Below are 2,925 nucleotides of genomic sequence, written 5' to 3'. Positions count from 1 at the left end.
GCTTATTATCCATACAAGCGTTTAAGACAGATTCCCAACGCTCGGCATTTTTAGTTTGAATCAGCTTTAGTGTTTAAGGTGGCAAGGTTTTAGGTTGGGTGGTGGCGTTGCTCACTACTTAACGCGGCGTTATATGCTTCAAGGATGATGATGAAAAAAGTTGTACTTTCAATATATTGCTTAATGGCGTTTAGTCAGGCTAATGCTGACGTCAAGCTAGACTTTCCCTTCAAGAAAAAGTTTGAAGTGTATGAGATTAGCGGGAATAGTGTTGAAGAAATTGAGCGTTCATTTAACGCTAGACCTGAGTTTCTCGTAAATGAAGGCTTTGACGGTTACACCGCGTGGAAATACGACTTCCATACGGATGATGATTCTTGCGAAATTCATGAATTTGAGCTTGAAGTTACCTATACACTTCCGAAGTTCGAAATGCCTAAGACTTCAGATGAGTCAGCTGAGGAGTTTCGTCCATATCTTGAGAAGCTCTATCGTCATGAACAGATTCATTGTGCGCTTGCAGTTAAGTCGATGCACGAAATGTATTTAGCCTTCAAACGAGGGCAGCGTGGAGGGTGTAGTAGCGCAAATGATAGAGTCATTGAGCTTGAAGGTGATTTGGTGGAAAGTAATGCTCTGTTTGACGTTTATACGTCGCATGGAGAAATTGAATTAGCAGAGTCTCCTTTTGGTGAGGGGCCTTACTTGAAAATATGCGAAATACCTTTCGCGCCAATGTCACCACGCATATAACAATAAATTTAAGAGTGATTCACAACGCTCGGCGCTTTCACTTCAAGCAAGTTTAGTGTTTATGGCGCAATGCTTTAGGTAGGGTTGTTGGCGTTGTTCACACCTTAATTTGGCGTTATGTTTTTTGAGGTTGTTTTAAGTGAATCAGGATATTTATGAAATGGAGCATCGTTGTGTTGATCGTCACAATGAGCTTGCAGAGCATATTGATCGCATAAGTCAGGAGCATGCACGAATGCAAACGGATCAGAATGTTGCGATTATAAAAGAGGTTGTCTCACACGTTTATGGCAAGGCAAACTCATATAGTAATGTGATTATTGCTGCTGGTTATGTAGGTTTCTTTACTCTTTGGTCAAGCATTAAGACAGATTTACCTGACTGGGCTGTTTTGTCATCAGGGGCGTTAATCTTATTGTCATTGATGGTATTCATCGGATTTGAGTTATATAAGATGATTAGCAGTGCCCTCCAAATGCGTAAAATTACGACTAGGCTTCAATCACCGACGGTTGATACTTTGAAGGAAATTCAGAGTATCGAACAGCAAGTAAATTTACATAATGCTAGAGTTTGGATTTTTACCATCGTGCCTACAGTAATATCTGGCTTTTTGGCTGGGTTGGTACTCCTAATTAGTTTTCTGATTGAGTTTTTGTCACCATATTTACAACAAACCTAACAAACGCTTCAAGACAGATTCGCAACGCGTGGCATTTTTACCTTGCGTTGATTTTAGTGATTAAGGTGGTGTGCGGAAACACCGTATTGCGTTGCTCACCACTTAAGCGGGCGTTAAGTTGCAAAGCGTAAACTGACAATTAGGTATTTATGATAAGAGAAATAAGAATTTCCTCTTTCGAGAGCTATGTAAGTGAAGTAACCAATACAAAAAAAGAAATGTGGTTTAGAGGAGTTACAAACAAAAACTACTCATTGATTCCAGGATCTGTTCGTTGTTCATTAGACGGTTGGCAAGAAGTCAGTGCTGTGTTGGACTTTATGGCTGCCTATCAAAACTATCACGATAAAGTCGAGAACTCGTGGGAACTCTATAGTCTCATGCAGCACTATGGCTTTCCAACACGTTTGTTGGACTGGTCAACATCAATGCTTATCGCATTATATTTTGCACTTGATGGCGAGCCTAGCATTGATAAAGAAGGAAACTACATAGACAGAGTTGTTTGGGGTATGACTACTGGCATGCTTAATAAGCTTAACTTTCTAGAGCGTAGAGTTATTCCAACTGCTATCGGAAAAGGAAATACTAAAAAAGAAGGAGAAAACTATTTACCAAGCCCACTAAGGAAGGAGGAGGGCGATAATTTTGATTTCGAGTTTAACCCACTTGCGATAAGAATGCCCTTCACAAATAAACGTGTTCATGCGCAAAAAGGTTGTTTTACTGTTCATGGAAGCAACCCAAAAGGTATCGAAGACATTATGTATGAAAATGGACTTGGCAATGAGTTAATAAAGTTCGTATTTAATGAAGAAGCGGCAGTTAATATCCGAAATACACTTCATAAAATGGAAATTAACGAAGATGACATCTATCAAGATTTAAACTCATTATCTAAACGAATTATTCGTAAGCGGAAAATTGAACAAGCAACTTAACAAACGCTTCAGGTGGGATTCGTAAACGCGTGCCGAACTCGCTTCGCTCAAACATGACACACGTGTACTCACCCCTTAAGCGGGCGTTATGTAACAAAAGGTAATGGTCAAAATCACTGTGATTTCAGTTATTTTGACATCTATTGATGCCCATTAATTTGGTATAGAATAAAAATGTATTAAATGATGGAGGGTATCATGGCCAAGCAAGAGTATTGTTCAATCAAAGGATTTGAACCAAGTAATAGAACAAAAGAATATATCGAACAAATGGAGCACATTACTGATATGTCTTCGGTGCTGGAGAAGATCCTGTTTGCTATTCCCTTCTTCCAAATTTTTGCAGGTAGAGATTCTTACAAAGGAGTAGCTTTAGCATCTGCTTCTTATAATGTTTCAACGTATGATTGGCAGTTGTATGAAAGTGCAGTAAAAGCGATTGCTCCAATTGAAAGAGAACGCTTAGAAAATGTAGCTATGAGAGCAATGTTAGACACAAGTGGTGAGGAACGTAAATTTTGGGAGTGTGTATACAATGCATTATAAAGC

General features: G+C 39.1%; 4 protein-coding genes. All 4 read left to right on the top strand.

Annotation, left to right across the window (positions count from 1 at the left end; translation table 11 throughout):
• Positions 1-150 precede the first annotated feature (150 nt).
• The 4 genes from AB4623_RS24025 to AB4623_RS24010 all read left to right on the top strand — a co-directional run bounded on the left by AB4623_RS24025 (position 151) and on the right by AB4623_RS24010 (position 2,922).
• Complete coding sequence (locus AB4623_RS24025; protein ID WP_065583845.1) at positions 151-753, top strand: DUF922 domain-containing protein; 603 nt, start codon at positions 151-153, stop codon at positions 751-753.
• Between the two features lie 139 nt (positions 754-892).
• Entirely contained in the window at positions 893-1,435 is a 543-nt protein-coding gene (locus AB4623_RS24020; protein WP_372074734.1) for a hypothetical protein, read from the top strand.
• 149 nt (positions 1,436-1,584) lie between these two features.
• Positions 1,585-2,376 (top strand): FRG domain-containing protein, encoded by a 792-nt coding sequence (locus AB4623_RS24015; RefSeq protein WP_372147523.1) that lies wholly within the window; start codon positions 1,585-1,587, stop codon positions 2,374-2,376.
• Between the two features lie 198 nt (positions 2,377-2,574).
• A complete protein-coding gene (locus AB4623_RS24010) occupies positions 2,575-2,922 on the top strand; it encodes a hypothetical protein (RefSeq protein ID WP_054776246.1) in 348 nt (115 codons plus the stop codon).
• Positions 2,923-2,925 lie beyond the last annotated feature (3 nt).

This window comes from Vibrio sp. 10N.222.52.C12 (genome assembly GCF_041474215.1).
Classification (GTDB): domain Bacteria; phylum Pseudomonadota; class Gammaproteobacteria; order Enterobacterales; family Vibrionaceae; genus Vibrio; species Vibrio crassostreae_C.
Note: the sequence above shows the minus strand (reverse complement) of the source record. Positions and strands in the feature narration are given on the sequence as shown.